Source organism: Nocardioides sp. (assembly GCF_035547795.1).
GTDB lineage: Bacteria > Actinomycetota > Actinomycetes > Propionibacteriales > Nocardioidaceae > Nocardioides.
In genome coordinates this window covers 1-5,896 of the sequence record NZ_DASZUF010000005.1, presented here as the reverse complement: position 1 = coordinate 5,896, position 5,896 = coordinate 1, and the positions used below count along the sequence as shown (strand labels likewise).

General features: G+C 71.5%; 9 protein-coding genes. 3 read left to right on the top strand and 6 right to left on the bottom strand.

What is annotated here, in order from left to right; all coding sequences use genetic code 11:
• From VHA72_RS00415 to VHA72_RS00395, 5 genes are all read right to left on the bottom strand, one after another.
• A partial coding sequence (locus tag VHA72_RS00415; RefSeq protein WP_325572464.1) for a hypothetical protein occupies nucleotides 1-308 on the bottom strand: 308 nt, incomplete at its 3' end.
• Nucleotides 308-670: a response regulator gene (locus VHA72_RS00410; protein ID WP_325572463.1), complete on the bottom strand. Its 363-nt coding sequence runs from the start codon at nucleotides 668-670 to the stop codon at nucleotides 308-310. The genes VHA72_RS00410 and VHA72_RS00415, both read right to left, overlap by 1 nt.
• Nucleotides 671-707: 37 nt before the next feature.
• A complete protein-coding gene (locus VHA72_RS00405) occupies nucleotides 708-1,166 on the bottom strand; it encodes a chemotaxis protein CheX (RefSeq protein WP_325572462.1) in 459 nt (152 codons plus the stop codon).
• A complete protein-coding gene (locus tag VHA72_RS00400; protein WP_325572461.1) occupies nucleotides 1,163-1,546 on the bottom strand; it encodes a response regulator in 384 nt (127 codons plus the stop codon). The genes VHA72_RS00405 and VHA72_RS00400 overlap by 4 nt, the downstream gene beginning before the upstream one ends.
• 1 nt (nucleotide 1,547) lies before the next feature.
• Nucleotides 1,548-2,432 (bottom strand): CheR family methyltransferase, encoded by an 885-nt coding sequence (locus VHA72_RS00395; RefSeq protein WP_325572465.1) that lies wholly within the window; start codon nucleotides 2,430-2,432, stop codon nucleotides 1,548-1,550.
• A 204-nt stretch (nucleotides 2,433-2,636) separates the two neighbouring features.
• Between VHA72_RS00395 and VHA72_RS00390 the strand changes: the two genes are divergently transcribed.
• Together VHA72_RS00390 and cheB are read left to right on the top strand one after the other, a co-directional pair.
• The gene (locus VHA72_RS00390; protein ID WP_325572460.1) at nucleotides 2,637-2,768 is read left to right on the top strand and encodes a hypothetical protein; all 132 of its coding nucleotides are present in this window, start codon (nucleotides 2,637-2,639) and stop codon (nucleotides 2,766-2,768) included.
• A gap of 38 nt (nucleotides 2,769-2,806) precedes the next feature.
• Nucleotides 2,807-3,865, top strand: coding sequence for a protein-glutamate methylesterase/protein-glutamine glutaminase (gene cheB / locus VHA72_RS00385; RefSeq protein WP_325572459.1), 1,059 nt, complete (start codon nucleotides 2,807-2,809; stop codon nucleotides 3,863-3,865).
• Nucleotides 3,866-3,878: 13 nt separating this feature from the next.
• Here cheB and VHA72_RS00380 read toward each other — a convergent pair whose 3' ends face one another.
• Nucleotides 3,879-4,823 (bottom strand): alpha/beta hydrolase, encoded by a 945-nt coding sequence (locus VHA72_RS00380; protein ID WP_325572458.1) that lies wholly within the window; start codon nucleotides 4,821-4,823, stop codon nucleotides 3,879-3,881.
• 65 nt (nucleotides 4,824-4,888) lie between these two features.
• Here VHA72_RS00380 and VHA72_RS00375 point away from each other — a divergent pair, with 65 nt between their 5' ends.
• Nucleotides 4,889-5,437 carry a hemerythrin domain-containing protein gene (locus VHA72_RS00375; protein ID WP_325572457.1) on the top strand — a complete coding sequence of 183 codons (549 nt, stop codon included), beginning with the start codon at nucleotides 4,889-4,891 and terminating at the stop codon, nucleotides 5,435-5,437.
• The last annotated feature ends 459 nt before the right edge of the window (nucleotides 5,438-5,896 follow it).

Sequence of the window (5,896 nt, the reverse complement as noted above, 5' to 3'; positions counted from 1 at the left end):
GAGGCGGCGACGTTGAGCACCTCGTAGAGGTTCTCTCGCAGCGTGTCGGGCAGCAGCCCCTCCTCGACGGCCGCCTCGGCGCCGCTCACCGGCACCAGGCCGATCGCAGCGCCGGCGTACGCCGACAGTGGCAGGTCGCAGGCGATCAGGGCGGTGATGCGCAGGTAGTCGTCGACGTAGACCGCGATCGAGGCGGGGTTCTTCGGGCCGGGCGCGAACGGCGCGGCCGGGGCCAGGGTGGCATCCCGACCGAGCAGATCGGTGAACAGGTCGCGGATGTCCTTCGCGGTGGGCAGGTGGGAGGGCATCAGAGCAGCCCCCGCAGCGCCTCGTCGAACGTCTCGGCGGTGAACGGCTTGGCGATCAGGAACGACGCGCCGGCGGCGGTGGCCCGCGCACGCATGTCCTCCGAGCCCTCGGAGGTGACGAACCCGAACGGCGTCTGGTTGCCGCCGGCGCGCAGCGTGGTCAGGCAGTCGATGCCGTTCATCTCCGGCATGTTCCAGTCGGACAGGATCAGGTCCGGCGCCTCGGCCAGCGCCTTGTCGAGCGCCTCGCGGCCGTTCTCGGCCTCGACGATCTCGTGTCCGCCGTACCCGGCCTGCCGGAGGGTGCGGACCACGATCTGGCGCATGACTCTGCTGTCGTCGGCGACGAGGATCTTCGACATGAGGGGGTGACCTCTTCTGGTGTCTCTTCGGTTGGGACTAACTCGTGGTGTGCACGCTCACCCGCACCGGCTCGCCGACCCACGCCGCATCGAGTCGGGCGACCTCCGTGGTGTCGGAGGCGTGGGCGGCGCGTCCGGCCGCGACGTACGGAAGGGTGAGCGTGGAGGGGCCGGGCATCAGGCTCTTGATGTTGCCGCCGACCATGTTGACCAGCTCGCCGACAGCGTCGGCGACATCGGCGTCGTCGAGCGGTTCGTCGTCCATCGCGAGCATGAGCCGGGTCAGGTTCTGCGCCAGGGTGGCCGACAGCTCGATGGTCACCGTGCCGGCCCAGCCGCCGTGGATGCTGACCGCGGCCGACCAGACGTCGTCGGCGGGGAGCGGCCCGCTGGCGTCGTACCGGGGGAGCAGCGGCTCCTCGTCGCCGAGGAAGCTGCTCCACACCTGCTCCACGACAGCGTGTACGTCGGAGAGCTCCGGGGCCAGCGCGGTCACGCCAGCACCCCCTTGTCGACCAGCCCGAGGAGCTGCAGCTTCTCCACGATGGCATCGGGGGTGAACGGCTTGATGACGTATTCGTGGGCGCCGGCGGCCAGGGCCCTGACGATCTGGCCCTGCTCGCTCTCGGTGGTCACCATCATGAGCGTGACGTTGCGCCAGGCGGGGTTGGCGCGGACCCGGGTGACGAACGTGTACCCGTCCATCACCGGCATGTTCCAGTCGATGAGGCACAGGTCCGGGTCGAGGCCGGCCTCCATCTGGTCGAGCGCCTCCTGGCCGTGGCCGGCCTCGGCGGTCTCGAAGGAGAGGCCGGAGACGATGCGGCGCAGGATGCTCCGCATCGCGCGAGAGTCGTCGATGATCAAGGCACGCACGTCAGGCTCCTGTCAGGGCAGCGGAGATGGGTGATGCGGTGGCCGAGAGCCCGTGGACGGGGCGGTTGGTGGCGCCGGCCGGGCGATGCGCCTGGACGCGGCCGAGCTGCTCGCGGTCCCACAGTGCGGTGAGATCGGCGGGCATGTCGAGGGTGGTCTCCGAGGAGCCCAACAGCAGGTAGCCGTCGCCGGCCACGTGCGGGTGGATGCGGCGCAGGATGTCGTGCCGGGTCGGCTGGTCGAAGTAGATCAGCACGTTGCGCAGCAGCACCAGGTCGAAGGTGCCGATGCCGATGTAGGAGTCGGCCAGGTTGAGGTGCCGGGTGCGGACCATGTCGCGCAGCGCCGGCACGACCTGCCACTCGCTGCCCGCCCGGGTGAAGTACTTGACCAGGCTGGTGGCCGGGAGGCCGCGGTTCATCTCGACCTGGCTGTAGCGACCCGCCTCGACCCGGGCCAGCATCGCCGTCGACACGTCGGTGGCCAGGATGTCGGCCGTCCAGCCGGCGGGCAGGTGCTGGTCGAGCAGCATCGCGATCGAGTAGGCCTCCTGGCCGCTGGAGCACGCCGCGGACCAGATCGAGATGTGCCGCCGCTCGGTGCGGCCGGCCATCAGCGCCGGCAGCATCGTCTCGGTGAACGCCTGGTACGGCGCGTTGTCCCGAAACCAGCTGGTCTCGTTGATCGTCAGCGCGTCGATGGCCTTGCGACGCTCCTGCGCGTCGACGCCGACCAGGGCGACGTACTGGTCGACCGAGGAGCAGCCGGCCTGGACGGCGAGCGGGTGCAGCCGCGCCTCCACCAGGTACTCCTTGCGCGGCTCGTAGATGATCGATGTCTCCCGGAGCACCAGGGCGGCGATCTGCTGGAAGCTCGCTGGTGCCATGGTCACGCCCAGCCTCATCGGCATCCCCCACTGAGGTCTGAGTGAACGCCGCAAGCCCGGTGGCGGCCGTTCACCCCTAACCGATCCGCTTGTTGCTCGTTGAGTGGTACGACGGCCCGCCCCACGTGAAAGAGGACGCTCGGTGCACCCCATCCGCATCGGACCATCCGCCGCCAGGCTCGGCTCCCACCGGGTCGAGGCCGGATGAGCACGCTCGGTCCCGTTCCCTCGTGGCTGCCGAGCACCCGCAGGGAGAAGCTCGCGGCCCTGGCCGCCATCGTGCTGGCGGTGGTCGTCGTGGTGGTGCTGGTGGCCTCGCGCGCCGGCGCAGCCTGAGCCCTCAGGCGGCGCCCGAGGCAGCCGATGGTCTCGCCGTGATCAGCGTGCTGGTGGTGGACGACTCGGCACTCGTCCGCAAGCTCATCGTGACGGCGCTGGCCGAGGCCACCGACATCGAGGTGGTCGCCACCGCGCGCGACGGCATCGAGGCGATCGAGAAGGTCGACCAGCTGGCGCCGGACGTGGTCACGCTCGACATCGAGATGCCTCGTCTGGACGGGCTGGGCGCGCTCGCCGAGATCCGCGAGCGTCACCCGCGGCTGCCGGTGATCATGTTCTCCACGCTCACCGAGCGTGGAGCCGCCGCGACCCTTGAGGCGCTCTCCCGAGGGGCCTCCGACTACGTGACGAAGCCGTCCAACGCCGGATCGGTGGCCGAGGGGCTGCACTCGGTCCGCGACCAGCTGGTGCCACGGATCCGTGCCCTGGCCGGGATGCGCCGACTCGCGCCGGCGCCGCGTGCGCCGCGCCCCCGCCCCGCCACGACGGTACGGCGCGGCCCCGGCGGCCCGGCCGAGGCACTGCTGATCGGCTGCTCCACCGGCGGGCCTGACGCGCTGGCGACGCTGCTGGCGCAGCTGCCGGCCGACCTCGGCGTACCCGTCCTGGTGGTGCAGCACATGCCACCGGTCTTCACCACCATGCTCGCCCAGCGGCTGGACCGGATCTCGCCGCTCACCGTCCGGGAGGCGGTCAGCGGCGACGTGCCCCACGCCGGGGAGGTGCTGATCGCGCCCGGCGACTGGCACCTGCGAGTCGAGACGGTGGCCGGCTCGAAGCGGGTCTCGCTGGACCAGGGGCCGCAGGAGAACTTCTGTCGGCCGGCGGTCGACGTCTTGTTCCGCTCCGCCGCGGCGGTCCTCGGCGGGCGCTGCGTCGCCGCGGTGCTCACCGGGATGGGCCAGGACGGGCTCGAGGGGGCTCGGCTGCTCGCCGAGGCGGGGGCCCCGATCTTCGTCCAGGACGAGGACACCGCGGTGGTGTGGGGCATGCCGGGCGCCGTCGCGATGGCGGGACTCGCCGACGAAGTGGTCCCGCTGGGCGAGCTGCCCGCGCGACTGGTCCGCTCGCTGCGGCGTACCACCGTCGCGTGAGGCGTATCTGGGCCTAGAGCCGCTCGCGCAGGAAGGCAACGATGTCGTCGAGCGCCTGCCGCGCCACCGGTACGACGCCGGGCAGTGACATGAAGCCGTGGATGCCCGGGCCGTAGTCGCGTAGGTCGACCTCGGTGCCGGCCGCGCGGAGGGCCTCGGCGTAGCGGGTGCCGTGGTCGCGCAGCGGGTCCTTGTTGGCGGTCAGGATCAGCGCCGGCGGCAGGCTCGCGTGGGAGGCGGCGCGCAGCGGCGAGGCCTGCCAGTCCTCGATCCCGTAGGACTCGCCCAGGTAGAGCCGGCCGAAGATCCGCATCTGCTTGGAGGTGAGCATGATGCCGCGCTCGTACTCGGCCTCGGACGGATAGCGCTCGTACATCTCGACCGCCGGGTAGATCAGCACCTGCGCCCGCAGCGCCGGGGCGCCGGCGTCGCGGGCGGTGAGCGCCGTCACCGCGGCCAGATTGCCGCCGGCGCTGTCGCCCATCACGGCCAGCCGGGTCGGGTCGGCGCCGAGCTCCTCGGCGTGCTCGATCACCCAGTTCAGGGCGCGCCAGGTGTCCTCGATGGCGGCCGGATAGGGGTGCTCGGGGGCGAGCCGGTAGCTCGGTGAGATCACCGTCGCGCGCGACCGTGCCGCGACGTGCGAGGTGAGCCAGCCGGACTGCTCCGGCGTGCCGAGACACCAGCCGCCGCCGTGGAAGTTCACCACGACCGGCAGCGGTCCGGCCGCGCCGTGCGGCCGGTGGATCCGCAGCCGGACGTCGTCGTCGACGCGTACGTCGCGGGTCGCCACGTCGGCCTCGGCCCCGCAGACCAGTCGCCCCGCCACCGTCCGGCGCAGCCGCTCGCGGCCCGACCGCAGCGCGATCATCTGGGCGGCGGTGTCCGGCTCGGGTGCGAGCCGGCGCATCACCATCCCGAAGAGCCGCGTCCGCAGGGTGAGTCCAGCCGATGTCATGGGGCCAGCCTGCCGCATCGCGCCCGGTGCGAATGGATCTTGGTGGGATGGGCAACCCCTGCTCCATGACCAGCACTGGCATCGAAGTCGGCCGGCCCGTCTCCGGCGACGTCATCGACCTGATCATCGACGACCACCGGCTCTTCGAGCGGCTCCTGCGGCAGCTCCGCGACGAGACCCAGGATCGGGACGCGGTCCGACGGGCGTTCGCCGCCGTACTCATCGCACACGGGGAGGCCGAGGAGGAGCTCGTCTATCCGGTGCTGCGCCGCAAGGCCGCCGACATCGGGGAGCACGAGGTCGAGCACGGGCATGAGGAGCACGCCGAGGGCAACGAGGCCCTGCTCGCGGTGCTGGAGCTGAAGGGCACCGATACCCAGGCGTTCACCGACGCGGCCGAGGAGCTGAGCAACCTGATCAGCCACCACATCGCCGAGGAGGAGCTGACCATCCTCTCGCCGGCGCGCACCGAGGTCTCCGAGCGGGTACGCCGCGACCTCGGCGAGCAGTGGGCCGCCCGCCGCAACCAGCTGGTCGACGAGGACTGCGGCGCCATCGCCAACGTCCGCCGCATCGTCGAGGAGGCGAAGCGATCCGGCGTGCTCGACGAGTGAATGCGCTGAGCGAATCTTGGGTCGTCGTATGCAGGCGGCACCCCGCTGATGCAGGGAGTACCCGTCGCCGACTCTGACGAGGAGCTGATCGACGGCTCAACCCCGCTCTGCAAGGAACATCAGACGCGAACATTGGCGGCCGACCATAGTTACGGCTTAGCCCCGCTTGTGCGGGGACCACCAGATCAACGAGTGGCGTATCGAGCGCAACGCCGGCTCATCCCCGCCTGCGCGGGGACCACGGCGACCTGACCGACCGCGGCATCGTGCAGACCGGCTCATCCCCGCCTGCGCGGGGACCACCCTCTCTGTGAACCGGCCGGCCGTGGCTGGGTCGGCTCATTCCCGCCTGCGCGGGGACCACCCAGCAGCCTGTGTCCGGTGCTCGTCGCCGCGCGGCTCATCCCCGCCTGCGCGGGGACCACGGCATGGCTGTCGACCCCGAGTGTCCGCTTTGCG

What these genes read in the sequence shown, in the direction of transcription:
- VHA72_RS00410 (WP_325572463.1), bottom strand. Translation starts at nt 670, where the DNA reads ATGTCGAAGATCCTCGTCGCCGACGACAGCAGAGTCATGCGCCAGATC.
- VHA72_RS00395 (WP_325572465.1), bottom strand. Translation starts at nt 2,432, where the DNA reads ATGGCACCAGCGAGCTTCCAGCAGATCGCCGCCCTGGTGCTCCGGGAG.
- VHA72_RS00390 (WP_325572460.1), top strand. Translation starts at nt 2,637, where the DNA reads ATGAGCACGCTCGGTCCCGTTCCCTCGTGGCTGCCGAGCACCCGCAGG.
- VHA72_RS00380 (WP_325572458.1), bottom strand. Translation starts at nt 4,823, where the DNA reads ATGACATCGGCTGGACTCACCCTGCGGACGCGGCTCTTCGGGATGGTG.
- VHA72_RS00375 (WP_325572457.1), top strand. Translation starts at nt 4,889, where the DNA reads ATGACCAGCACTGGCATCGAAGTCGGCCGGCCCGTCTCCGGCGACGTC.